Source organism: Amycolatopsis sp. FDAARGOS 1241 (assembly GCF_016889705.1).
GTDB lineage: Bacteria > Actinomycetota > Actinomycetes > Mycobacteriales > Pseudonocardiaceae > Amycolatopsis.
The window spans coordinates 421,359-444,843 of the sequence record NZ_CP069526.1 but is presented as its reverse complement, the minus strand read 5'-3'; the positions used below and the strand labels follow the sequence as shown (position 1 = coordinate 444,843).

The following is a 23,485-nucleotide window of genomic DNA, read 5'->3' as shown; positions in this document are numbered from 1 at the left end:
AGCCGGGCGATTGGGGAAGATTTCTTGCGGACGATGAGCCATGACGAGTACCTCGGCATGCGCAGGTTCCCCGGTCTCGACGGCTTGCGCGCCATCGCCGCCACGATCGTCGTGTTCTTCCACTTCGCCGGGCCGACGTTCGTGTGGCCGTCGGGGTGGGTGGGCGTCTACATCTTCTTCGTGCTGTCCGGGTTCCTGATCACGACGCTGCTGCTGCGGGAGCAGGACCGCACCGGGCGCATCTCGCTGAGCGGCTTCTACCTGCGCCGCGTCTTCCGGATCCTGCCGCCCTACCTGGTGATCCTGGGCGGCATCATCGCGTTCGTGCTGCTGCGCGGCGAATTCCTCGCGCGCGACTTCCCGCACGCGCTGAAGTACTACCTGACGTTCCTCAACGAGTTCCTCCCCGCCTCCGGCGGCAACGGTTCGGACAACTTCTTCTCCGGCTCGTGGACGCTGGGCATCGAGGAGAAGTTCTACCTCGTGTGGCCGTTCCTGCTGGTCGCGATCGGCGTCGGCGCCGCACGGCGCAAGCTGGCGCTGGTGTTCGCCGCGATGGCCGTCCTGCTGGCACTCGTGCCGCTGACCACCGGCGGCTGGCTGCTCGACTTCTCGCCGACCGCGGTCTACCGCTCGAGCATCCACTACGCCATCCTGCTCTGCGGCTGCCTGCTGGCGATCCTGCTGCACCACCGCCGCAGCTACGCGTTGCTGCGGCCGCTCACGCACCCGCTGGCCGCCGTACCGATCGTGGCGGCGTTCCTCGTGCTGCACGCGAACCTCGACCCGCTGTGGCGCGCCGCCCGCCAGAACCTGGTGGTGCTGATCGCGTACGCGGTGCTGACCATGCTGCTGCTGATCGTGCTGCTCTCACCCGGTCCGGCGCGGTGGCTGCTGTCGACGGCGCCGATGCGGTTCGTGGGTGAGCGGTCCTACTCGCTGTACCTGCTGCAGGGACCGGTGCACTTCGCGGTGGTGCAGGCGGTGCCGGCGCTGGGCCACAACCGGCTGATCACCGCGGTGACGGTGTTCGTGGTGGACCTGGCGGTGGCGGATCTGATCCACCGGTGGGTGGAGCAGCCGATGATCGCGTACGGGAAGCGGCTGATCGGCCGGCGGCGGGCTCGCCGGGCAGCGGTCGTGCCGGTGCCCGGCGAGCCTCGCGTGACGGCGGCCGTCTAGCGCTCGAGCACGAAGACCGGGATCAGGCGCTGCGTCTTCTTCTCGTAGTCCCCGAAGCCCGGCATGTGCGCGACCATCCCGGCGTACAGGCGGTCGCGCTCGGCGCGGTCGTCGACGAGCTTCGCGGTGGCCTCGAAGGTCTCCGTGCCGATCTCGACCGTGACCTTCGGGTTGGCGACGAGGTTGTGGTACCAGTCCGGGTTCGTGTCGGCGCCGCCCTTGGACGCCGCGATGACCATGCGGTCACCGTCGGTCGTGTAGACCAGCGGGGAGACCCGCTTCGTGCCGCTCTTGGCGCCGGTGTGGGTCAGCAGCAGCATGTTGGCCCCCTCGAACATGCCCCCGACCTTGCCTTCGTTCGCGCGGAACTCGTCGATGATGCCCTGGTTCCAATCCGACATCTGTCGCCCTCCAGTTGGTTTTGCAAGCAAATCTACTTTGTCAGCAAAATAGCTGTCAAACGAGGTAAGCTCAGGGCCGCGATGGTGGTGCGGGCAGAGGGAGCGGGATGGCCACGAAGACCGGGCCGAGCGTCGAGGACGGGGTCCGCGAGCTGCTCCTGTTGATGCCGCGCCTGGTCGGCCGCACGAAGCGGACACCGGTGCCGGCGGAGCTGGCGGACCTGTCCCTCGCGCCACGGCACCTGTGCCTGCTGTCCTTCCTGCTCTTCGACGGCCCGATGACCGTCACCGAACTCGCCGGCCGGCTCGAAGTCGCGCCCACCACGGTGAGTCTCATGGTCAGCGATCTGTCGCGCCAGGGTCTGCTCACGCGCGCCGAGGACCCGGCCGACCGCCGCCGCACCATCGTGAGCATCAGCGAGGCCAAACGCGGCGCCGTCGACGCGTGGCTGGCGCCCGGCGCGCAGGCGTGGCACCGGACGCTGGCACCGCTGACACCGGCGGAACGGGCGCTGGTGATCAGCGCGCTGAAGTCCTACGAGCGGGACCTCACCGCCGGCTGCTGCCCCGCGCGGCACTGAGGAAGCCCTCGGCGAGCGCCCGCGCGTACGCCTCCCCCGGACACGCGTGCGGCCCGGCGCCGAACGGAGCACCGCGCAGGTCCACGCTCACCTCGGCCCCGTCGACCAGGCGCCGGGTCGAGGGCACCGGCGGCTCGGCCGAGCCGGCGGCCGCGTTCCGGATCAAGCTCACCGTGGCGTCGCACGCCTGCACGAGCAGGCCGATCACCGCCGCCGTGCGCTCGTCCGGCACGCCGCCCAGCGCCGCCACGAGCCGCGCGCACGCCGCGTCGGCTGCCGCGGACTGCGGGAAGTGCGGCTGGTACGCCCCGGCGACGGCGGCGACGTCGGCCGGATCCACGCCCAGCCCGAGCGCATCGGCGAGCACGGCGACCGGAGCGTCCTGCGGCCGCGCCCGAGCCGCTTCCCGCAGCTCCGCGGGGTCCACCCGCCGCAGCTGCTCGACGACCAGGGCGCGGCGCCGCTCGTGGTCTTCACCAGTGCTGAAGCGGGCGACCACAGCCCGCAGCCAGGTCAGGTTCGCCGGCACCGGAGGCACCGGCGCGTCGGTGAGGAGGCTGAGCGAGTCCACGGCGAAGACGGTAAGGGCGGGAAGCGTCGGTGGGGGCCGAAGTGTCCGGGCGCCGGAAGCCCGGCAGCGCAGCCCAGTCAGCTGGACCGGCGAGTCAGCGGGCCAGCCACTCGGCTCGCGGACCCGGGCAACGGTGCGGGCGAGGGACGTCGTGCTGGTACCACCACGCTTCGCTGACGCGGCCGTTCGGCAGCGTGTAGTGGGGCGGGCCGGAGGCGCGCCGCATGCCGGCCGCCTCCAGGGAGCGGCCGCTGGCGACGTTGCCGACCTCGGCCCCCGCACGCACGCGCGGCAGGCCGAGGTGCGAATGAGCCAGCAGCAACCCGGCGGCGAACAGGTCGCGGCCCAGGCCCCGGCCGCGGTAGGCCGGGGCCAGGTAACCGCCGGTCTCGGGGCCGCCGTCCTCGCCGCTGTGCACGCTGACCAGGCCGGCGCACCGGCCTTCCAGCAGGTCGATGGCCACCACGTCGACGGAGTGCGGATCGGGGGTGGCCCAGGCCGGGCCGGTGCCGGGCAGGATGCGCAGCGCTTCGGAGCGCATGGGTTCGGCCACGACGGAATCGGGCAGCCAGCCGAGCCAGCGCTGCGCCGCCGGGTCGCTGCCGCAGGCCACGGCGGCGGCGTATTCCCAGGCCGTGGGCGTGCGGAAGAGGAACCGGCCGAGCGCGAACGCGTGTCCGCGGCGGTCGCAGGTGCGCTTCGCCATGAGCCGGCCTCGACGCGTCAACCTGCCGAAAAGGGGTGCTTCGCCCACGTTCGCCATCGCCCGGCAAATGGTACCCGCGAAGGGCCCGCAGGCACTGCGGGTGCCCGGGCTTTCCGCCGTGACTGTGGTTGGATCGGTCACGAACCGCACAGTATGGTGAGCGGGTGACGGCCGTACCGGAGTCAACCGAGCTCGACGCCGGGCGTGCCGCCCAGCCTCGACAGCTGATCGTGTCCGTATACGGCTTCTACCACCGGATCGAGGGTGGCTGGCTGTCCGTCGCGTCGCTCATCGACCTGCTCGCGGCGCTCGGCGTGGACGAGCCGGCGGTGCGCTCCTCGATTTCGCGGTTGAAGCGGCGCGGCATCCTCGACGCAGTGCGCCGCGACAGCACCGCGGGTTACGAGCTGTCGGAGACCGCGCTCGCGATCCTGCGCGAAGGCGACGAACGCATCTTCCGCCGCGACCGCGCGACGCTCGCCGACGGCTGGCTGCTCGCCGTCTTCTCCGTGCCCGAAACAGAGCGGCACAAGCGCCACGTGCTGCGCACGCAGCTGGCCCGTCTCGGCTTCGGCACCGCGTCGTCCGGCGTGTGGATCGCGCCCGCCCACCTGCACGCCGTCACCGCCGACGCGCTGACCCGCCTGGGTCTGGCGAGCTACGCCGACCTGTTCCGCGCCGAGCACCTGGCCTTCGGCGACGCGCGTGACAAGGTCCGCGAGTGGTGGGACCTCGACCAGCTCGACGCGCTGTACACGGCGTTCCTCGAAGAGCACGGCCCCGTGCTCGACCGCTGGAAGCGGCGCCGCACGGCGCCGGGTGACGAGGCGTTCGCCGACTACGTGCGCGTGCTCACCGGCTGGCGGCGCATGCCCTACCTCGACCCGGGCCTGCCCTCCGAGCTGCTGCCGCAGGACTGGTCCGGCATCCGCGCGGCCGAGGTCTTCTTCGCGCTCCACGAACGCCTCGAAGCCCCGGCCCGCGACTACCTGCTGCAGGTGCTCAGCGGCTGACCACCGCGAAGCCCTGCACCTCCACCAGGGCCTCGACGTCCCACAGCCGGCTCACGCCGATGCCCGCCATCGCCGGGTACTCGGTCCCGGCGAGGCGCTTCCACACCTTGCCGATCTCCCGCGCGTGGGCCTTGTAGTCGTCCATGTCGACGAGGTAGATGGTGACGCTGCACAGGTCGGCGGGCTCACCGCCGGCCGCGCGCAGGGCCGTGAGCAGGTTGCCGAGCGCCCGCTCGAATTGCTCGACCACGCCGTCACCGACGATCCTGCCGTGCTCGTCGAGTGCCGTCTGACCGGCGAGGAAGACGAGCCGGCCTTCGGCGGCCACGGCGTGGGAGAAGCCGGACGGGCGGCCCAGCTCGGGTGGGTTGATGCGCTCCATGCTGCGGCAGCCTAGCTCATCTATCGCGTTCTTGACGATCGTATGTCAGACGACATACCCTGGCTCTCGTGCGGATTTCGGTTCTCGGCGGCGGCCCGGCGGGCCTCTACTTCGCCGCCCTAGCGAAGCAGCTCGGCCCTGAGCACGAGATCACGGTGTGGGAACGCAACGCGCCGGATGACACGTTCGGGTTCGGCGTGGTGTTCTCGGACGAAACGCTCGGCGGCATCGAGCACGCCGACTCGGCGGTGCACGAGGCGATGAGCCGCGAGTTCGCCCGGTGGGACGACATCGACGTGCACTACCGCGGCGAGGTGCACACGTCCGGCGGGCACGGGTTCGCGGCGATGAGCCGCAAGCGGCTGCTGGCGATCCTGCAGGAGCGCTGCCGCGAGCTCGGCGTGGACCTGCGGTTCCGCACCGAGGCGCCCGACGCCGAGCAGCTCTCGCGCGACTACGACCTGGTCATCGCGTCCGACGGCGTGAACTCGGGCGTGCGCCGGCGGTTCGCGGACTCGTTCCGCCCGACCGTCGAGACACGCCGGTGCCGCTACATCTGGCTGGGCACCGACCTGGTCTTCGACGCCTTCAAGTTCCACGTGCTCGAAACGCCCCACGGGATCATGCAGATCCACGGCTACCCGTACGGGCGCGACGGCAGCACGTTCATCCTCGAACTGCACGAGGACGTGTGGCAGCAGGCGTTCGCGCCGATCGCCGCCACCGACCTCGCACCGGGCGAGAGCGACGAGAAGTCCATCGAGCTCATCCGCGAACTGTGCGCCGACGTGCTGGGCGAGCACCACATGCTGGCCAACAACTCGAAGTGGAACACCTTCGGCACGGTCCGCTGCGAGAGCTGGGTGCACGACAACGTGGTGCTGCTCGGCGACGCCGCGCACACCGCCCACTTCTCGATCGGCTCCGGCACCAAGCTGGCGATGGAGGACGCGCTGGCGCTGGCCGCGTGCCTGCACGAGCAGGACTCCGTCGCCTCGGCGCTGGCGGCGTACGAAGCCGAGCGCAAGCCCGTGGTCGAGTCGACGCAGCGCGCGGCGCAGGCGAGCCTGGAGTGGTTCGAGAGCCTGGCGCAGTACACGCACCAGGAGCCGGAGCAGTTCGCGTTCAACCTGCTCACGCGCAGCCGCCGCGTCACCTACGACAACTTGAAGCTGCGGGATCCGGAGTTCGCCACGGAGCTGGACGAGTGGTTCGCGCGCTCGCTCGGCACGCCGGTCGCGCCGCCGATGTTCCAGCCCGTGCGCATCGGAGAGCTGGAGCTGCCGAACCGCGTGATCGTGTCGCCGATGGACATGTATTCGGCCGTCGACGGCGTGCCCGGTGAGTTCCACCTGGTGCACCTGGGCAGCAAGGCGCTCGGCGGCGCCGGCCTGGTGATGACGGAGATGATCTGCGTTTCACCCGAAGCCCGGATCACGCCGGGCTGCCCCGGCCTGTACACCGACGAGCAGACGCGGGCGTGGCAGCGCATCGTCGACTTCGTGCACGACAGCACGCCGGCGAAGATCGGGTTGCAGCTGGGCCACTCCGGGCGCAAGGGTTCGACGAAACTCATGTGGGAGGGCATGGACGATCCGCTGCCGGAGGGCAACTGGGAGGTCTGCGGCCCGTCGCCGCTGCCGTACCGGCCGGACAGCCAGACGCCGCGGGAGCTGAGCGTCGAGGAGCTGGCGGAGATCCGGGAGCAGTTCGTGGCTTCGGCGCGCCGGGCGGCGGAGGCCGGGTTCGACCTGCTGGAGCTGCACTGCGCGCACGGGTACCTGCTGTCGTCGTTCCTGTCGCCGCTGACGAACCAGCGGACGGACGCGTACGGGGGATCGTTGGAGAACCGGCTGCGGTTCCCGCTGGAGGTGTTCGACGCCGTCCGCGAGGTGTGGCCCACCGGCCGGCCGATGACGGTGCGCATCTCCGCCACGGACTGGTACGACGGCGGGATCGAGGCGGACGACGCCGTCGAGATCGCACGGGCGTTCGCCTCGCACGGCGCGGCGGCGGTCGACGTGTCGACCGGGCAGGTCGTGAGCGAGGAGCGGCCGAAGTTCGGGCGCAGCTACCAGACGCCGTACGCGGACCGGATCCGCAACGAGCTCGGGCGCGAGTTCGGCACGGCCGTGATCGCCGTCGGCGCGATCTCCTCGTACGACGACGTGAACTCGCTGATCCTCGCCGGGCGCGCGGACCTGTGCGCGCTGGGCCGGACCCACCTCTACAATCCACAGTGGACTTTGCACGCGGCCGCGGAGCAGGAGTACCCGGTGCCGTGGCCGAAGCCGTGGGCGGCCGGGAAGCGGCGGCCGGTCACCGGTCGCACCGACGGGCCGGAGCCGCGGCTGGAACTCGTACGCACCGGTGGGCACCAGACCGCGCACGCCCGCTGGCGACCGGAGAGGGAGCGATGAACGCCTTTGCCCTGACACCCGACCAGCAGGCCTTCGTCGCGTCGGTGAAGCGGCTCGCTGCCGAGCAGCTGCGACCGCTCGCCGAGGCGGGCGCCGAAGGTGCCGTCAACCGGCCGCTGCTCAAGGCGATGGGCTCGCACGGTCTCCTGGCTCGGCTGTTCCCCGGCGTCGAAAGTGGACAGCCCACGCGGCAAGCGGCGGCGCTCGACCTGTGCCTGCTGCGGGAGGCGCTGGCGACGGAGAACACGGAGGCCGAGACCGCGCTGGCGCTGCAGGGGCTGGGGAGTTACCCGGTGCTGCAGTCCGGAAAGGACGAACAGGTCGCACGCTGGCTGCCGGCCGTGGCGGCGGGGGACGCCGTGGCGGCCTTCGCCCTGACCGAGCCGGACGCCGGTTCCGACGCCGCCGCGTTGCAGCTGGCCGCCGAACCGGACGGCGACGGATGGCGGCTCACCGGGTCGAAGATGTGGATCTCGAACGCCCCGGAGGCGGACTTCTACACCGTGTTCGCGCGGACGGTGCCCGACGCGGGTTCGCGCGGGGTGAGCGCTTTTGTGGTGCCGGGTGATCGGGCGGGCCTGTCCGGTGAGCACCTGGACCTGGTGAGCCCGCACCCGATCGGCACGCTGGAGTTCGACGGGGTGCGCGTGCACCGCGACGAGCTGCTGGGTGAGGAGAACCGCGGGTTCGCCGTGGCGATGCGGACGCTGGACCTGTTCCGGCCGAGCGTCGGGGCGTTCGCGGTCGGGATGGCTCAGGCGGCGCTGGACGCCGCGGTGGCGTACACGTCGTCGCGGACGGCCTTCGGCGGCCCGTTGATCAAGCAGCAGACGGTGGCGCACACGCTGGCGGAGATGGCCACCCGGACCGAAGCCGCGCGCTTGCTGGTCTACGCGGCGGCGTCGGCGTACGACGCGGGTTCCACCGGGCTGGCCGGCCGGGCCGCGATGGCGAAGCTGTTCGCGACGGAGGCCGCGCAGTACGTCGTGGATTCGGCGGTGCAGCTGCACGGCGCGCGAGCGTTGCGGCGGGGGCACCTGCTGGAGCACCTGTACCGCGAAGTGCGCGCGCCGCGGATCTACGAAGGCGCGTCGGAGATCCAGCGGACGATCATCGCACGGTCGTTGCAGTCGTAGCGGGTTTCGCCGTCGGCGATTTTCGCTGCGGGCGGCGGCCACCGCGGGTAGCTTCGGTGCCATGTCGCGGATCGCGGTCACCATCACCACGCCGGACGGCCTCTGCTCGGCCACGCTGCACACGCCGCTGAGCGCGGGGCCGGCGGTGATCCTGTACACCGATGCGGCGGGGGTCCGCGAGACGTTCGCCGCGATGGCGGACCGGCTCAGCGCGCTCGGCTACGTCGTGCTGCTGCCGGACGGCTACTACCGCACGCCGTACGCGCCGTTCGACGTCGCCACGGTGTTCACCGTGCCCGCCGAACGGGAACGGCTGACGGCACTGGGCCGGAGCGTGCCGGCGGAACTCGCGGTGCGGGATACGGGCGCGTACCTCGATTTCCTGGCCGGCCGGGCGGAAGTCGCGGGCTCTGCGGTCGGTGCGGTGGGGTACTGCCTGGGCGGCCGGTTTTCGTTGTGGGCCGCAGCGCATTTTCCGCGCGTCGCGGCCGCCGCGTCCTTCCACGGCGGCAACCTCGCGGCTGCGGACGACCCGGACAGTCCGCATCTCGTCGCCGGGCGGATCCGCGGTGCTCTCCACGTCGCCGCCGCCCGCAACGACAAGGCCTTCCCGGCCGAGCAGCACGAGCGCCTGCGGAACGCGCTGGTGGCCGCCGGAGTGCGGCACACGCTGGAGACGTACCCCGCCGAACACGGGTTCGCCGTCCCCGACAACGCGACGTACGACCAGTCCGCGGAAGAGCGGCACTGGACGGCGTTGAAGCAGCTGTTCGCCGAGAACCTGCCTAGGGCCTGAACAACGGACCGGCGCCTTCGGCGACGGCGGGGTCCACGCCGGCGAGGCGGGCCGCGGACCACAGCGTGACCTGGGTGGCGGTGAGGACCGGGCAACCGGCGGCGCGTTCGAGTTCGGCGGTGAGGCGGCTGGTGTGCAGGGCGGTTTCCGGGAGCAGCACCGCTTGAGCCTTCGGGTGCGCAGCCCGGGCGACGAGGTCCACGATGCGCTCCGGTGGCCACGCGGCCAGCTCGCGGTCGGACCCGGCGGAGGCGTCGACGCGGTGGACGACGTGCGCGTCGAGGCGGTTGACGAAGTGGTCGGAAAAGCTCGGGTGGTAGACCGACGCGAGGGAGACCGTGTGCAAGCCCAGCACCCGGATGGCGTCTTGGAAGGCGGAAGTCGTGCTGGTGGCGGGAGCACCGCAGAGCCGGCGCAGGGTCGCCAGTTGGTGGTCGGGGTCGACCAGGAAACTGGAGCTGGTGACGGCGAAAGCCACCGAGTCGAACCCGGTGGCGACCTCCGGCAGCACCGCGTCGAGGTGTTCTTCGGAGCCCAGCCGGCGCACGGCGTCGGCGACGGTCGCGAGGTTCTGGCCCGCGAGGTCGTTCACGTCGGCGGGCCAGGGGAAGTAGCGGACGGCGAGGTCGAGGGTGGGACGGAACCGGCCGGCGAGGTCGGCGAAGTCGTCCTCGCCGGCGTTCCTGGTCGGGTAGAGCAATCCGATGCGGGCCATGCGTCTCGAGGCTAGGCCGTCACGCGCCGCGGCTTGCGGTCGAGCCAGAGCTGGGCGCCGATCAGGGCGAGCGTCCAGCTGGCCCACGCAGCGATGGCGGCGACGGATTGCATGAAGGCGACCTGGCTACCGCCGAAGGTGGTGGGGACCTGCGGCTCCAGGAGGATGATCGCCAGCGGTGAGATGAGGCGGTTGAGGATGATGGACATCGTCAGCGCGAAGCTGCGGACCATCCACCGCCGGTGGTCGGCGAAGCGGCGCTCACGGGCGGCGCGGAAGCCGGCCCAGGTCGTGCCGATCCAGACGACGGCCAGCAGCACGTCGCTGGCTCGCGTGGCCGGCCCGAAGGGGCTCGCGGCGCCGATCGTGAGGGCCATGACGCCCGAGGGCAGCACACCGCCGAAGACGTAGCCGCGGCCGGCGTAGCGGTGGAGCACCGAGAACCGCCGGCGGACCCACGGCCAGATCTGGACGACCGCGCAGAGCATCGCGATCGAGCCGAACACCACGTGGCCCACGAGGAACCAGTAGTGCGCCCCGAACCCGGCGGGCGCCGGCACCCGCGACTGCGCGGGGTCCAGCGAAAGGTACGGCGGCAATGAGTACGCCAGGAACGCCACCACGACCAGTCCCAGCACGCCGATCCAGGGCCGGCGCTTGCGCCGCGGCCGCCCCGCCGGTGGGTGCTCCACTCGCGGTGGTTGCAGGTCCGTCGCCGTCATCGCCACTCTCCCTCGCTCGTCTGGTGCTTACGAACGTAGGTCCGACGGCGGTGGAACCGACATGGTGCGGACCGGCGTCCCGAAGGTGGGGACAGCCTTACCCGCGACCGGGTGGCTCGGTGATCTTCGCAGGTCAGGCGTAGCTCGCGTGCGCCGCGACCACCCGCCAGCCCGACGGCGAGCGGTGCCACGTGCGGGTGTAGCGGAGGCGAGCGGCGAAGGGCGCGCCGTTCACCGACCCCTCGAGCCGGCCGAGGAACCAGGTGACGCCGGTGGGGCCGTCGGCGAACACGGCCAGTTCCTCCTCGACGAGGGAAGTCAGCGTCTGACTACCGGAGCGGTGGGCGGCGAGGTCGTCGGCCTTCGTGGCGACGGATTCGCCGAACGTGAAGCGCAGGCGGTCGTCCAGGAGCCGATCCAGCGCACCCACGTCGCCGGTGAGCTGGGCCGTCTGGAGGCGGTGTTCGGCATCGATCAGGGTCTGGTCCACGGAACCATGGTGGACCGGCGCACCGCCCGGAAACACGGATGTTCGCCGAAAGCCGAAGGGCGCCCGCGGGCAAAGCGGGCGCCCTTCGGATCCAACCTCCCCGGGGTGGTCAGGAACCGCGGACTCGGCGGACCGTGTCGCGGTAGAACAGGCCGCTCTGCTTGATCGTGCGCGCCTGCGTTTCGTAGTCGACGCGGATCAGCCCGAAGCGCTTGGCGTACCCGTAGGCCCATTCGAAGTTGTCCATCAGCGACCACGCGAAGTAGCCGCGGATGTCCACGCCCGCCAGGCGGGCGGCGGCGACCGCGGCCAGGTGCGAAGCGAAGTAGGCCGTGCGGCCCTCGTCCGCGACGAAGCCGTCGGCGTCGGGCTCGTCGTCGAAGGCGGAGCCGTTTTCGGTGATGTAGATGGGCAAACCGGGGTAGTCGCGACCGAGGCGAGTGAGCAGTTCGGTGAACTTGCCCGGCAGGATTTCCCAGCCCATGGCGGTCGTCGGTTCGCCGAACGGGACGGCCCGCTGCACGGGGAAGCCGTCTTCGCCCGTGGTGCGGCCCTGTTCGTCGACACCGGAGTACCGCTGGCCGAAGTAGTAGTTCACGCCCAGGAAGTCCAGCGGCGCCGAGATGATCTCGAGGTCACCGTCCTCAATGGGCAGTGTCGCGCCCCGCACCACCAGGTCTGCAACGACGTCGACCGGGTACTGGCCGCGCACCAGCGGGTCGAGGTAGATGCGCACCCCCATGCCGTCGGCGTTGCGCGCGGCCTCCCGGTCCAGCTCGCTGTCGGTGGCGGGGTCGGAGGTGCCCATGTTGAGCGTGATGCCGAACTGCGTGCCCTCGGGCGCGGCCGCGCGCATGCGCTGCGTCGCCAGACCGTGGCCGAGCAGCAGGTGGTGGATGGCCTTCATGCCGGCCGCGAAGTCACGCCGGCCCGGGGCCATCACGCCGTGCACGTAACCGTGCATCGCGGAGCACCACGGTTCGTTCAGCGTCGTCCAGTGGCGGACGCGGTCGGACAGCCGGTCGAACACCAGCATCGCGTAGTCCGCAAAGCGGTACGCCGTGTCGCGCGCCGGCCAGCCGCCCGCGTCCTCGAGTTCCTGCGGCAGATCCCAGTGGTACAGCGTGAGCCACGGCGTGAGGTCCTTGGCCAGCAGCTCGTCCACGAGCCGGTCGTAGAACCCCAGGCCCGCTTCGTTCACGCCGCCCTTGCCGCGCGGCTGGACCCGCGGCCACGCCACGGAGAACCGGTACGTGTCGGCGCCGAGCTCCTTGACGAGCGCGACGTCGGAGGGCATCCGGTGGTAGTGGTCGCACGCGACGTCGCCGTTGTCGTTGTTGTCGATCGCCCACGGCACGCGGCAGAACGTGTCCCAGATGGACGGAGTCCGGCCATCTTCCTCCACCGCGCCTTCGATCTGGTACGCGGCGGTCGCCACGCCCCACCGGAAGTCCGGCGGCAGCGAGTCGATCAGCGCCTGCTGCTCGCGGGTCGCAGCGTTGGTCTCGGTCAACGGATCTCCTTCTCTACGACGTGACGGCGGCGGCTGGGGCGGCCGGGTGCAGCCAGCACGCGACGGTGCGCGTGGGATCGTCACGATCGGCGGGCACGCCCAGCACCGGAACCTCCGAGGTGCAAGGGCCGAACGCGTGCGGGCAACGGGGCGCGAACGTGCACCCGGCCGGCAGCGCCCGCGGGTCGGGCGGCGAGCCGGGGATGCCGCTGAGCTCGCGGCGCGGGCCGCGCAGCGCGGGGAACGAGTGCAGCAGGCCGTCGCTGTAGGGGTGCAGCGCGTCGCGGTACAGGTCGACGCCGCGGGCCTGCTCCACGATCCGGCCGCCGTACATGATGGCGATGCGGTCGGAGAACTCGACCAGCAGCGACAGGTCGTGCGTGATGAACAGGACGGAGAAGCCCAGCCGCTCGCGCAGTTCCACGAGCTGGGCCAGGATCTGCCGCTGCATCACGACGTCGAGCGCCGTCGTCGGCTCGTCCATGATCACGATCCGTGGTTCCAGGGCGAGTGCCATCGCGATCATCACGCGCTGCCGCATGCCGCCCGAGAGCTGGTGGGGGTACGCGTCGAGCCGGTCACCCGCGATGCCCACCAGGTGCAGCAGCTCGCGCGCCCGGGCCAGCCGCGAAGCCTTGGTGCTGCGTGGTTCGTGAGCCTTGATCACGTCCATCAGTTGCGTGGACACCTTGTGCACCGGGTTGAGCGAGTTCATCGCGCCCTGGAACACGATCGACGTCTCGGCCCAGCGGAAGTCGCGCAGCTGCTTGGGCGTCAGCTGCAAGACGTCGTACGGCTCGCCGGTGACCGGGTGGTAAACCACGCTGCCGCCGCGGATCACGCCGGGCGGCGGCAGCAGCCGGGTCAGCCCGTAGGCCAAAGTGGACTTGCCGCTGCCGCTCTCCCCGGCCAGGCCGAGCACTTCGCCGCGGTGCAGCGTGAGGTGCACGTCCTGTACCGCGTGCACGCCTTCGGCGCCGAGACCGTAGTCGACGTCGAGGCCCTTGATCTCGAGTACGGGTTCGCTCATTCCTTCTCCCGGCCGAGCACGGGTGTGAAGCCGACGCGCAGGCGCACCGTCTTGCCCTCGGCGTTCTTCGCCTTGGTCTTGCCGCTCGAGCGCAACCGCGGGCTCACGAACTCGTCGATGCCGAAGTTGAGCAGCGAGAGCGCGGTGCCGAGGATCGCGATCGCGAGCCCCGCCGGCACGAACCACCACCACGCGCCCTGCGCCAGCGCCTGCTGGCTCTGCGCCCAGAACAAGATCGTGCCCCAGTTCCACTCCGAGAAGCTCGAGACGCCGACGAACGCCAGCGTGATCTCCGACATCACGGCGAACACCACCGTGCCGACGAAGCTCGACGCGATCACCGCGGTGAGGTTCGGCAGGATCTCGAAGAAGATGATCCGGCCCGTCGACTCACCACTCGCCCGCGCCGCCTCGACGTACTCCCGCCGCCGCAGCGAAAGCGTCTGCGCTCGCAGCACGCGGGCACCCCACGCCCACGACGTGAGGCCGATGATCACGGCCACCAGGTAGTCGCCGCCGCTGGGCAGCGCCGAGCCGATGATGATGATCAGCGGCAGCGCCGGGATCACGAGGAACACATTGGACAGTGCGGACAGGCCTTCACCCGGCGTGCCGCCGAGGTAGCCGGACGTGACGCCGACGATCACAGCCAGGATCGTCGCGACGATGCCCGCGGTGAGGCCCACGAGCATCACACTGCGCGTGCCCACGACCACCTGACTGAAGATGTCCTGTCCGAGGTGCGTGGTGCCGAACCAGTGCTTACCCGAAGGCGCTTCGAGCAGGTCGTTGCTGCGCGCCGACGGGTCGAACGGCGCGATCCACGGCCCGATGATCGCGATCACCACGAAGAAGCCCAGCACCACGAGCCCGGTCAGCGTTTTGCCGCCGGTGAGGAACCGGAAGCGGCGGCGCTTGGCCGCGGGGCCGGCGACGGCGTCGGCCGGCAGCGGCTCCGGGGCGACCTGCTTGAGGTCGGCTGCGGGGACAGCCACGGCTCAGCCCTCCTTCCGGGTGCGCGGGTCGAGCACGAGGTACGCGACGTCGGCGAGCAGGTTCGCCACCAGCACCGAGAGCGTGATGATGAGGAAGATGCCCTGCATCAGCAGATAGTCCTGCGAACCGACGGCCTGGAACAGCTCGTAGCCCACACCGGGGTAGGAGAACACGATCTCCACCAGCAGCGTGCCGCCGACGATGAAGCCCAGCGCCAGCGCGAAACCGGACACGCTCGGCAGCAGCGCGTTGCGGGCCGCGTAGCTCACCATCACGCGGCGTTCCTTGAGCCCCTTGGCGTGCGCGACGGTGATGTAGTCCTCCGACGCGACGGTGACCATCATGTTGCGCATGCCGAGGATCCAGCTGCCCATCGAGCTGATCAGGATCGTGATCGCGGGCAGCAGGCTGTGCTGGATCGCGCTGCCGATGAAGTCGCCGTCCCAGCCGGGCACCAGGCCCGGGTCGTAGCCGCCCGAGGCGGGGAAGAAGCTGTCCGGGCCGGCCAGCAGCGTGATCGCGATGAGGCCGAGCCAGAAGTACGGGATGGACGAGAGGAACGTCGTCACCGGCAGCAGGCCGTCCACCCAGGACCCGCGCTTCCACCCGGCGACGACCCCGAGCCCGGTGCCGATCAGGAAGCCCACCACCGTGGTGAACCCGACGAGGATGATCGTCCACGGCAGACTGTCGGCGATCACCTCGCTCACGGGCGAGGGGAAGAACGTGAACGACAACCCGAGGTCGCCGCGGAAGAGCTGGGCCCAGTAGTGGAAGTACTGGGTGAGCAGGCTTTCGTTCTTGTCGAGCCCGAACAGGACGTACAGGGACTGGATCGCGTCGGCCGACAGCGTGCCCTGGTTCTTCGTGATGAGCGACTGCACCGGGTCACCCGGGATCAGGCGCGGGATGAAGAAGTTGATCGTAATGGCGGCCCACGCGGTGAAAATGTAGAACGCGAGGCGCTGGAGCAGGTACCTCACTCGCTCACCGCCGGGTCGTAGAGCCAGCACGCGGCCCAGTGGCCGGGCGTCTCACCGACGGTGAACCGCGGCGGCAAGTCGGTCTGGCACCGCTGCATCGCGACGGGGCAGCGCGGGTGGAACCGGCAGCCCGGCGGCGGCGCGATCAGGCTCGGCGGCTCACCGGAGCCCTTCTCCTTCGGCGCCTCACCGGGTTCGGCCGCCGTGCCGGGGTCGAGCCGGTCGGGGTCGGGCGCGGACTCGATGAGCAGCTGCGTGTACGGGTGCGCCGGCCGCTGCGTCACGGTCTCGGAGTCGCCGCCCTCGACCATGCGCCCGGCGTACATCACGAGCGTCTCGTCGGCGAAGTAGCGCGCCGACGCGATGTCGTGCGTGATGTAGAGGATCGCCAGGTGCAGACGTTCCTTCAGGTCGCGCAACAGGTTCAGCACGCCCAGGCGGATCGAGACGTCCAACATGGACACCGGCTCGTCGGCCAGCAGTGCCTCCGGGTCGGCGCCGAGCGCCCGCGCGATCGCGACGCGCTGGCGCTGGCCACCCGAGAGCTCGTGGGGGAACTTGTCGGCATAGCGCTCCGGCGGGGTCAGCTGCACCCGCGTGAGCAGTTCGTGCAGCGCCCGCTCGAGGTCCTCGGCGGTGCGCCCGGCGCGGCCGTGGATCTTCAGCGCGCGCGTGAGGTGGTAGCGCACCGTGTGCACGGGGTTCAGCGACGCGAACGGGTCCTGGAAGATCATCTGGACCTGGCGGCAGTACGCCCGGAAAGCCTTGCCGCCCTTGACGGTCACCGATTTTCCGTGCAAGCGGATGTCGCCGCCGGTGCGCGGGTAGAGCTGGGCGAGCAGGCGCGCGACGGTCGACTTGCCCGAACCGGACTCGCCGACGAGCGCGGTCACGCGCTCGCGCCGCAGCACGAGGTCGACGTCGTCGACCGCCCGCACGCTGCGGCGGCCCTTCGTGAGCACCTCGCGGCCGCGCTTGCGCACGGGGAAGTGCTTGGTCAGCCCGGAGGCCTCGAGCACGACTGTATCCGACCTGTCCGACGTGTCCGACGTGTCCGAGGCTCCGGGACCGATCCCGCCGGCCCGGGAGGCCACCTCCGGTGCGGAGGCGGCTTCCCGGGTGGCGACTGCGTTGTCCTCGGCCATCCGTCAGGCCGCGGGCTTCAGGTGCAGGACGATGTCCAGCGCGTTGCGCAGGGTCGGCTGCGCCGGGCCGTACGGGTTGGCCTCGTCGGGCCAGCCCGTCCAGTTCTTCGTGCTGTACTCGCCGCCGGAGTTCGCAGCCATGAGCGGCACCATCGGCTGCTGGTCGATCATGATCTGCTGCAGCTTGGCCATCGCGGTGGCGCGGCTGGCGTCGTCGGCGGCGTTGGCGTAGGTCGCCAGTGCCTGCGTGGCCTCGTCGTTCTTGTAGCGGCCGTAGTTGCCGTTGATGCCGCCCTGGCCGGTCGGCTTGTAACGGTTGCCGTCCATCACGTCGCGGTACAGGTCGTACGGCGTGGCACCGTCGTTGGTCCAGTGCAGCAGGCCTTCGAAGTCACCGGTGTCGACGGACTTGGTCCACGCGTCCTGGTTCATCTTCTCGACCGTGGCCGTGATCCCGATCTGCGCGAGGTTGTCCTTGATGATCTCGAGGTCGGTGATGTAGTCCGACCAGCCCGAGGGCACGGTGAGCTTGAGGTTCACCGGCTTGCCGCTCGGGTCCACGAGCTGGTTGCCGTTGTACTTGAAGCCCGCGCCGGTAAGCAGCGACTTGGCGCCCGGCACGTCGACCTTCACGGTCCGACCCTTGTACTGCGGCGCGATGAACGAGTCACCCGCCGGCGTCGGGATGCCGGTGACCTGGTCGTTCTTCGGGTAGAAGTAGCCGGCCTCACCCTGGTTGAAGATGTCGTCGCGGTTGACGACCTTGTTGACCGCCTGGCGCAGCTTCGGGTTGCTCCACGGCGCCTTCTCGGTGTTGAACCACAGGCCGTGCACGGCGAGCTGGGCCGGGAACCACAGCTTGTAGTGCTGCGGGTCCTTGTTCACGTAGACGGTCTTGTAGTTCGGGATGAAGACGAAGCTCCACTCGGCCGCGCCACTGGCGAGGGCGGCGACCTGCGCGTTGTTGTCGTTGTAGGAGGTGTAGCGGATCTCCTTGACCTTGGGCGCTTCCTGCCAGTAGCCGGTGCGCTGGGTCACGGTGACCGTCTGCGGCGTGAACGACTTGAGCGTGTACGGGCCCGTGCCCACCGGCTTCTTGACGGTGTCGGTGGACGGGTCCTTGATCTGCGACCAGATGTGCTTGGGCACCACGATGGTCTGCAGGATCTTGACCTGGTTCACGAACTGCGAGGTGTCGAAGCCGAGGGTGACCTGGTTCCCGCTCGCGGAGATGTCCTTGTACGGGATCGAGTCGATGTTCAACGCCTTGTTGTCGCGCAGGAGCTGGAAGGTGTAGGCCACGTCGTCGCCGGTCATCGGCGTGCCGTCGGAGAATTTGACGCCGTCGCGAATGGTCAGGACCAGCTTCTTGTAGTTGTCCGACCAGTCCCACTTCGTGGCGAGCCAAGGCTTCCCGGGCTCCTGCGGCTTGACACGGTTGAGCATCACGAGGGGTTCGTAGATCACGTAGCGGTACCCGAGGGACGCGGCCGCCGAAGTCTCCAGGAACGGGTTGTTGTTCTCGGGCTGCGGGCCGTTCGGCATGCCGACGTTCAGCACGGCCGCGGCGTTGCCGCCACCCGCGCTGCTCGAGCCGCCTCCACAGGCCGCGAGCACCGCGGCTGCCACCACGGCAACGAGCGCTGCGACGACGGAGCGCTTCACTCGCATTCGTCCTCCTAGGTCCTGGTGCTACGGGTTCGCCCCGCGCTCGGCGAAGAAGCTGAGTGTTCGGTCCGGCCGCGCGACAGGTGGAGTCAACCCGGGTGACTCGGGTCACGTCAATAACACGGCGGTAACATTTTGTGCCTAAGTTTAAGTACTGAAAGAAAGCCTCGCCCTAGGTACCCGGCCGCCGATTTCTTTGCGCGCCAAGGAGATTCAGCCGGCTGAACGCCCACCGGACGCCAGCAGCGCGGCAACCGGCAACGTGGCCGCTCCGAGCGCCACGGCCTCCGGACCCAGCTGCCCCAGGTGCACCTCAGTCGCCTCGGCCAGGTACCCGAGCGCGTGCCGGGCCGCGGCGTCCCGGACGCGCGACAGGATCGCCTCCCCCATGATCGCCCCCGCCGAGCCTGCCAGCACAACCCGGTCCGGCGCCAGGAGGTTGATCAGGTTCGCGATGCCGATGCCGAGGTACTCCCCGACGCCGGCGAGCGTTTGCGCAGCTGGACCAGACCTTTCGGCAACGGTGGTCCGGTCCGGCTCGGCGAGGGTGCCGCCGTTGCCGCCGGCGGCAGGGCTGTGTCGCCCGACGCTCCCGTCGTCGGCGATTTCGACCTTCGTGTCGCGCTCACCGGCGACGGTTGCAACTCTCGGGCCGAGCCCATCGCCGATGGCGGCAGCAAGCGGTTCGTTGCCGCCGGCGAGCGCGACGATCTCGGCGAGGCGGCTTTCGCTGTCGATCGCTGCGAGGGGCGCCGCGCCGGGCGTTTCGACGTAGCGTCGGATCACCGCTTCGGTGCCGACGTAGGCCTCGAGGCAGCCGTGGGAGCCGCAGCGGCAGGGGGCGCCCGCGGCGCGCACGACGGTGTGACCCCACTCCGTGGTGGTGATGCCGGGGAAGGTACCGCGGCCCGCGGCGAAGGCCGCGCCGACGCCGACGCCAAGGAGGGCGATCACCGTGCGTTGCACGCCGCGGCCGGCGCCGCGCCACATCTCGGCCTGACCGAGCGTGCGGGCGCGGTTGTCGAGGTGCAGCGGGGTGTCGGCCGGCAGCGGGACGCGTGCCCGCAGCAGGTCCGCGAACGGGACGCCGGCCCAGCCGAGCGTGGGGGCGTGGACGGTGCCGCCGTCGCGCACCGCGCCCGGCACGCCCACGCCGACGCCGAGCACGCGGTCGCCGCCGGCGGCGAGGACCTCGGCGACGCCGGCGCGCGCGAGCTCCACGACCTGTGCCGGATCGAGGCCGGCGAGGGGGTGGCGCACGGTGGCGAGCGTGCCGAGCGCCCAGTCGAAGAGCCCGGCGCGCACGTGCGTCTCGCCCACGTCGACGCCCACCACCTGGCCGAACTCGGGCCTGACGCGCAGGAGGGTGCGCGGCCTGCCACCATCGGACTCGACGGACCCGGCCTCGGCGACCACCCCGTCGCCGATGAGCTCCGCGACCACGTTCGTCACGGTCGCGGGACTGAGCCCGGACTCGGCGACGAGCTCGAGCCGGCTGACCGGCCCACGCAGGTAGAGCGACGACAGGAGCGCCGCGCGGTTGTGCCGCCTCAGGTCACGGGTCGTCTGCCGGAGCACCCTCGTCACCTGGGGGATTCTGCCAGACGACCAGACGTTCGGGACTTAGTTCACTAGTTAATACATGGCCACAACTTACGGTGATCAGGCATCCTGGTGCCGGGAGAGTTCGAGGCCAGATGGGTGTCACATGGCGACCAAGCGCACCACCGTCCGCGATCTGCGGCGGCACAACCGTTCCCTGCTGCTGTCGAAACTGTACTTCGATGGCCCGCTGTCGCGGCACGAACTGAGCCAGCTCACGGGCTTGTCCGCCGCGACGGTCAGCAACGTGACGGCCGAGCTCGCCGAAGAGCGGCTCATCACCGAGGCCGGTCTGGTCGAATCGGACGGCGGGCGGCCGCGGGTGCTGCTGCGGGTGGACCCGGCCTACGGGCACGTCGCCGGCGTCGACATCGGCGAGACGGGCGTGCGGGTGGAGCTGTTCGACCTCGCGATGCAGCGGCTGGCCACGGTGGAGCACGAGCTGTCGCCCGCGCACACCGAATCACGCACGGTCGTCGCGGCTGTCGTGTCGGGCTTGCGCGAGGTGATCGCTTCCGCGGCCGCCGAGGACTCGGCCGTGCTCGGCGTGGGCGTCGGCGTGCCCGGCATGGTCGAGCAGGGCGAACGCGTGCTGGTGCACGCGCCCACCATCGGCTGGGACTCCGTGCCGCTCGCCGACGAACTCCGCGACGCGGGCCTCGACCTGCCCGTGTTCATCGACAACGGCGCCAAGACCCAGGGCCAGGCCGAAATGTGGTTCGGCGCCGGCCGCGGCGCGCGCCACGCCGTCATCGTGCTCATCGGCTCCGGCGTCGGCGCCGCCGTCATCGCCGACGGCGCCACCTACCGCGGCTCCACCTCCAGCGCCGGCGAATGGGGCCACACCACCATCGTCTACGACGGGCAGCCCTGCCGCTGCGGCTCCCACGGCTGCCTCGAGGCCTACATCGGCGCCGAGGCTGTGTTGTCGCGCTACCGCCGCGCCCGCGGAAAGCCCGCCCCCGGCGAAACGGAACAGGACCAGTTCGCCGCCCTGCTGGCGTCCGCCGACCGCTCCAAAACGGCCCAGAAGGTCCTCGAGGAGACCGCCGGCTACCTCGGCGCCGGCATCGCGAACCTGATCAACCTCTTCAACCCCGAACGCATCGTCCTGGGCGGCTGGGCCGGCTTGGCACTAGGTGAACGCCTCCTCCCCCTCATCCGCAACACCGCCGCCGCCCACGCCCTCCGCCACCCCTTCGGCGAAACCACCATCGAACTCGGGCAACTGGGGCTTGATGCGGTGGCGACGGGCGCCGCTACGTTGCCCGTCGCCGACCTGCTGGAACAGGGCTCAGACCCACGGCTCCAGACGAAGACGCCCGCACCGCACATCGGCTCCGGCGCAGCCTGACCACCACCCAAGGCGACGCACAGCCACCACACAACGCAAGGACCTACGCAGACAACCCGCACTCAGCCCCCGGCCCTGCCCCTCGAACGGCGCCCGCCACACGCACCAACCGCCGCCCGACCACCCACCGACGATGCACCCAGCCCCTACCCGCCCGACACCTCGAACGGCGACGCAAAGCCACCTACACCGCGCAACATAACTACGCAACAAGGATGCGCCCAGCCCCCGCCCGGCACCTCGATCCGAAGCTTCAACACGGCCGCCGACCCCGTGTCAAGGCACGCTTTCCCGCCTTGACACGGGGTCAGCGGCCGTAGTCACACTCGCGCTTCGGGGTGCATACGCCCCGCAACACGCCCCTGCGCAGGACCGCATCCCACCCACCGGCACCACCCCGGCCAACAACTCCCCTCCCTTTCTTCCAGTCGAAAAAATTCCCTCCCCCACCCATTGCCGCAATGGTCCGGACCATGCATACTTCTCTTACTTTGTTGCCAGGCACAACAAAGTAGCCCGATTCGCCCGACCCCGAACCGATCCCGATCTCCAACCTTGCCGCCCGCCTGCGGTCCACCTCCGGAGTGGACACGAAGCGCCCGGCCGAGAACCGCGCGGTCCCCTTCATCGTGCCTTCCTCCGCCCACCCGCGTTTTCGTGCTGCGGTTTTCATGCTGCGCGCATGAAATCGCGACCCCTCCGCCAGAAGAGGTGACAACGATGTCCATCTCCCTGTCCCAGAGACGATTTCCGAGACGCTCCCGCTGGGCCGGACTCTTCGCGGCCGCAGCGCTGCTCACCGTCGGACTGCAAGCCACTCCCGTCGTCATCGCACCCCCGGAAGCCGCCGCGGCAGCCAGCTTCACCGACGACTTCAACGGCACCGCCGGCAGCCCCGCCGACGGTGCCAAGTGGAATTACGAGACCGGCGACAACGTCAACAACCACGAGCGACAGTACTACACGTCCGGCACGAACAACGCGGCGCTCGACGGCCAGGGCCACCTGGTGATCACCGCGAAGCGCGAGAACCCGGGCAACTACAACTGCTGGTACGGCCGCTGCGAGTACACGTCCGCGCGGCTCAACACCTCCGGCAAGTTCAGCCAGGCCTACGGCCACTTCGAGACCCGCATGAAGCTCCCGCGCGGCCAGGGCATGTGGCCGGCGTTCTGGATGCTCGGCGGCGGCGACTGGCCCACCGACGGCGAGATCGACGTGATGGAGAACGTCGGCTTCGAGCCCAACACCGTGCACGGCACCATCCACGGTCCCGGTTACTCCGGCTCCGGCGGCATCGGCGCCGCGTACAGCGGGCCGAACTTCTCCGACGACTTCCACACCTACGCCGTGGACTGGTCGCCCAACAAGATCGTGTGGTCGGTCGACGGCAACGTCTACCAGACCCGGACGCCGACCGACCTGAACGGCAACCGCTGGGTCTACGACCACAACTTCTTCATCATCATGAACCTCGCCGTCGGCGGTTACTGGCCCGGCGACCCCAACAGCAGCACGCAGTTCCCGCAGCAGCTCGTGGTCGACTACGTGCACGTGACCACCAGCACCGGCGGCACCACCCCGCCGAGCGGGCGCACCGGCACGATCACCGGCATCGGCGGCAAGTGCGTCGACGTCGCGGGCGCCAACACGGCCAACGGCACGCCGATCCAGATCACCGACTGCAACGGCAACGCCGCGCAGAACTGGACCGTCGGCAGCGACGGAACCCTGCGCGCGCTGGGCAAGTGCATGGACGTGACGGCGGCGGGCACGGCGGACGGCACACCCGTGCAGCTGTACGACTGCAACGGCACCGGCGCCCAGCAGTGGGTCGTCACCGCGGCCCACGACATCGTGAACCCAGCCGCGAACAAGTGCCTCGACGCCACGGGGAACAGCTCGGCCAACGGCACCCGCCTGCAGATCTGGACCTGCACCGGCGGCGCGAACCAGAAGTGGACCGCGCCCTGATCCCCTAATCGAAAGCTGCCGCGCGGGGCCACTCGCCTCCTCTTCCTCCTCCGGTGGTCCCGCGCGGTGTTCCACCTCCCCCCTGAGAACACCCCTTCGAACACC

Annotated in this window: 22 protein-coding genes; 8 read left to right on the top strand and 14 right to left on the bottom strand. The window is 70.4% G+C overall.

From position 1 onward, the window contains the following. The first annotated feature begins 33 nt into the window (after positions 1–33). Positions 34–1,182 (top strand): acyltransferase, encoded by a 1,149-nt coding sequence (locus tag I6J71_RS02120; RefSeq protein WP_204093174.1) that lies wholly within the window; start codon positions 34–36, stop codon positions 1,180–1,182. On the opposite strand, the gene I6J71_RS02115 is transcribed toward I6J71_RS02120, so the two are convergent. Continuing rightward, positions 1,179–1,583 (bottom strand): nitroreductase family deazaflavin-dependent oxidoreductase, encoded by a 405-nt coding sequence (locus I6J71_RS02115; protein ID WP_204093173.1) that lies wholly within the window; start codon positions 1,581–1,583, stop codon positions 1,179–1,181. The genes I6J71_RS02120 and I6J71_RS02115 overlap by 4 nt on opposite strands. 107 nt (positions 1,584–1,690) lie before the next feature. Between I6J71_RS02115 and I6J71_RS02110 the strand changes: the two genes are divergently transcribed. After that, on the top strand, positions 1,691–2,164 hold the full coding sequence (locus I6J71_RS02110) for a MarR family winged helix-turn-helix transcriptional regulator (protein ID WP_204093172.1): 474 nt from the start codon (positions 1,691–1,693) through the stop codon (positions 2,162–2,164). Here I6J71_RS02110 and I6J71_RS02105 read toward each other — a convergent pair. Together I6J71_RS02105 and I6J71_RS02100 are read right to left on the bottom strand one after the other, a co-directional pair. Then, positions 2,133–2,735 (bottom strand): hypothetical protein, encoded by a 603-nt coding sequence (locus I6J71_RS02105; protein WP_204093171.1) that lies wholly within the window; start codon positions 2,733–2,735, stop codon positions 2,133–2,135. The genes I6J71_RS02110 and I6J71_RS02105 overlap by 32 nt on opposite strands. A 94-nt stretch (positions 2,736–2,829) precedes the next feature. Further along, on the bottom strand, positions 2,830–3,441 hold the full coding sequence (locus tag I6J71_RS02100; RefSeq protein WP_239154372.1) for a GNAT family N-acetyltransferase: 612 nt from the start codon (positions 3,439–3,441) through the stop codon (positions 2,830–2,832). A 164-nt stretch (positions 3,442–3,605) separates the two neighbouring features. Between I6J71_RS02100 and I6J71_RS02095 the strand changes: the two genes are divergently transcribed. After that, positions 3,606–4,454, top strand: a complete 849-nt coding sequence (locus tag I6J71_RS02095; RefSeq protein WP_204093169.1) for a PaaX family transcriptional regulator C-terminal domain-containing protein — start codon at positions 3,606–3,608, stop codon at positions 4,452–4,454. Here I6J71_RS02095 and I6J71_RS02090 read toward each other — a convergent pair. Next, positions 4,444–4,836: a RidA family protein gene (locus I6J71_RS02090; protein ID WP_204093168.1), complete on the bottom strand. Its 393-nt coding sequence runs from the start codon at positions 4,834–4,836 to the stop codon at positions 4,444–4,446. The genes I6J71_RS02095 and I6J71_RS02090 overlap by 11 nt on opposite strands. Positions 4,837–4,904: 68 nt before the next feature. Between I6J71_RS02090 and I6J71_RS02085 the strand changes: the two genes are divergently transcribed. The 3 genes from I6J71_RS02085 to I6J71_RS02075 all read left to right on the top strand — a co-directional run bounded on the left by I6J71_RS02085 (position 4,905) and on the right by I6J71_RS02075 (position 9,188). After that, the gene (locus tag I6J71_RS02085) at positions 4,905–7,256 is read left to right on the top strand and encodes a bifunctional salicylyl-CoA 5-hydroxylase/oxidoreductase (RefSeq protein WP_204093167.1); all 2,352 of its coding nucleotides are present in this window, start codon (positions 4,905–4,907) and stop codon (positions 7,254–7,256) included. Then, entirely contained in the window at positions 7,253–8,392 is a 1,140-nt protein-coding gene (locus I6J71_RS02080; protein WP_204093166.1) for an acyl-CoA dehydrogenase family protein, read from the top strand. The genes I6J71_RS02085 and I6J71_RS02080 overlap by 4 nt, the downstream gene beginning before the upstream one ends. Positions 8,393–8,453: 61 nt before the next feature. Further along, on the top strand, positions 8,454–9,188 hold the full coding sequence (locus I6J71_RS02075; RefSeq protein WP_204093165.1) for a dienelactone hydrolase family protein: 735 nt from the start codon (positions 8,454–8,456) through the stop codon (positions 9,186–9,188). Here I6J71_RS02075 and I6J71_RS02070 read toward each other — a convergent pair. The 10 genes from I6J71_RS02070 to I6J71_RS02025 all read right to left on the bottom strand — a co-directional run bounded on the left by I6J71_RS02070 (position 9,178) and on the right by I6J71_RS02025 (position 20,037). Then, positions 9,178–9,903, bottom strand: a complete 726-nt coding sequence (locus I6J71_RS02070) for a decarboxylase (RefSeq protein ID WP_204093164.1) — start codon at positions 9,901–9,903, stop codon at positions 9,178–9,180. The two genes, I6J71_RS02075 and I6J71_RS02070, sit on opposite strands and share 11 nt — an antisense overlap. 11 nt (positions 9,904–9,914) lie before the next feature. Next, the gene (locus I6J71_RS02065) at positions 9,915–10,625 is read right to left on the bottom strand and encodes a DUF2306 domain-containing protein (protein ID WP_204093163.1); all 711 of its coding nucleotides are present in this window, start codon (positions 10,623–10,625) and stop codon (positions 9,915–9,917) included. Between the two features lie 133 nt (positions 10,626–10,758). Then, positions 10,759–11,115: a nuclear transport factor 2 family protein gene (locus I6J71_RS02060; protein ID WP_204093162.1), complete on the bottom strand. Its 357-nt coding sequence runs from the start codon at positions 11,113–11,115 to the stop codon at positions 10,759–10,761. Between the two features lie 109 nt (positions 11,116–11,224). Further along, a complete protein-coding gene (locus I6J71_RS02055; RefSeq protein ID WP_204093161.1) occupies positions 11,225–12,628 on the bottom strand; it encodes a GH1 family beta-glucosidase in 1,404 nt (467 codons plus the stop codon). A gap of 13 nt (positions 12,629–12,641) precedes the next feature. Further along, the gene (locus I6J71_RS02050; RefSeq protein ID WP_204093160.1) at positions 12,642–13,658 is read right to left on the bottom strand and encodes an ABC transporter ATP-binding protein; all 1,017 of its coding nucleotides are present in this window, start codon (positions 13,656–13,658) and stop codon (positions 12,642–12,644) included. Continuing rightward, complete coding sequence (locus tag I6J71_RS02045) at positions 13,655–14,653, bottom strand: ABC transporter permease (protein ID WP_204093159.1); 999 nt, start codon at positions 14,651–14,653, stop codon at positions 13,655–13,657. Before I6J71_RS02045 ends, I6J71_RS02050 begins: the two co-directional genes overlap by 4 nt. 3 nt (positions 14,654–14,656) lie before the next feature. Then, positions 14,657–15,637, bottom strand: coding sequence for an ABC transporter permease (locus I6J71_RS02040; protein ID WP_204093158.1), 981 nt, complete (start codon positions 15,635–15,637; stop codon positions 14,657–14,659). Then, positions 15,634–16,656 carry an ABC transporter ATP-binding protein gene (locus I6J71_RS02035; RefSeq protein WP_239154371.1) on the bottom strand — a complete coding sequence of 341 codons (1,023 nt, stop codon included), beginning with the start codon at positions 16,654–16,656 and terminating at the stop codon, positions 15,634–15,636. Before I6J71_RS02035 ends, I6J71_RS02040 begins: the two co-directional genes overlap by 4 nt. 129 nt (positions 16,657–16,785) lie before the next feature. Then, on the bottom strand, positions 16,786–18,453 hold the full coding sequence (locus I6J71_RS02030; RefSeq protein WP_239154370.1) for an ABC transporter substrate-binding protein: 1,668 nt from the start codon (positions 18,451–18,453) through the stop codon (positions 16,786–16,788). A gap of 210 nt (positions 18,454–18,663) precedes the next feature. Beyond that, positions 18,664–20,037 carry an ROK family protein gene (locus I6J71_RS02025; protein ID WP_204093156.1) on the bottom strand — a complete coding sequence of 458 codons (1,374 nt, stop codon included), beginning with the start codon at positions 20,035–20,037 and terminating at the stop codon, positions 18,664–18,666. A gap of 121 nt (positions 20,038–20,158) precedes the next feature. Here I6J71_RS02025 and I6J71_RS02020 point away from each other — a divergent pair, with 121 nt between their 5' ends. Together I6J71_RS02020 and I6J71_RS02015 are read left to right on the top strand one after the other, a co-directional pair. Then, positions 20,159–21,406: an ROK family transcriptional regulator gene (locus I6J71_RS02020; RefSeq protein ID WP_204093155.1), complete on the top strand. Its 1,248-nt coding sequence runs from the start codon at positions 20,159–20,161 to the stop codon at positions 21,404–21,406. A gap of 720 nt (positions 21,407–22,126) precedes the next feature. Further along, positions 22,127–23,380 (top strand): glycoside hydrolase family 16 protein, encoded by a 1,254-nt coding sequence (locus tag I6J71_RS02015; RefSeq protein WP_204093154.1) that lies wholly within the window; start codon positions 22,127–22,129, stop codon positions 23,378–23,380. Positions 23,381–23,485 lie beyond the last annotated feature (105 nt).